Annotated in this window: 1 protein-coding gene; it reads left to right on the top strand. The window is 44.3% G+C overall.

Annotated elements, in window-relative coordinates:
- Window positions 1-81: 81 nt before the first annotated feature.
- On the top strand, window positions 82-1,025 hold a 944-nt coding region (locus tag FJ444_RS21255; protein WP_140961949.1), incomplete at its 3' end, for an IS110 family transposase.

Here is a 1,025-nt window from a genome sequence, read left to right as displayed (position 1 = left end):
TTTGATACTCATTGAGCCTCCTCCCTATCAGCATAAACAGAGTTTATCCTAATAGGCGACCAAACCGAGGGAGAAAACTCAATGAACTTTTATACTAATACACATCCTTACTATTGTGGAATCGATCTTCATACACGGCTTCTTTACCTCTGCATCATCGATAATGAAAACAATATCTTAGTCCACGAGAAAATCGATGACTCACCTGAGAAATTATTGGCGCTGCTATCACCCTATGTGGGCAATATCGTGGTTGGTGTGGAATGTATGCACTGCTGGTATTGGGTGTCTGACTTCTGTGAACTGCACAATATCGACTTTATTCTCGGCCACGCGCTTTACATGAAAGCTATTCATGCCGGGAAAACCAAGAACGATAAAATTGATGCACTAAAGATTGCCAAGCTTATTCGCGGAGGCAACTTCCCGTTAGCTCACGCCTATTCAAAAGAGCACCGTTCTATTCGTGATGCGCTGCGTCGTCGAACGCACATTATGAGAATGAGTGCACAGCTGAAAGCTCATGTGGCCAGTACAATTAGTCAATATAACCTACCCGCCCTGGAAACCCGGTTAAACCTGCAAAACTCACCCGACCGCCAGAAAATGCATCACTTTTTTCCGGATGAAGCTGTGCAGAAAAGTATGGATTTAAACCTCAATATCATCAGTACCATGGTGCATGAGCTTTATAAAATTGAACACTACGTAAAAACCCAGGCGCAAACGCACAACGCTCGTGACCTGCATATTCTTAAGTCGTTTCCGGGTATTGGTAAAATCCTTGCCCTGACCATTTTATACGAGGTTGGCGATATTCAACGCTTTCCCTCTGTTCAGAAATTCGCTTCTTATTCGCGGTTAGTAAAATGCAAAGCGGAGTCCGCCGGCAAATCATACGGCACACAAGGGAATAAAATCGGCAATGCACATTTGAAATGGGCCTTTAGTGAAGCGGCTGTGTTGTACCTGAAAGGCAATGACAACGCTAAACGCTACCTGGCCAATCTGCAAAAACGCATGAG

The organism is Aestuariibacter sp. GS-14 (assembly GCF_006494365.1).
GTDB lineage: Bacteria > Pseudomonadota > Gammaproteobacteria > Enterobacterales > Alteromonadaceae > Alteromonas > Alteromonas mangrovi.
Note: the sequence above shows the minus strand (reverse complement) of the source record. Positions and strands in the feature narration are given on the sequence as shown.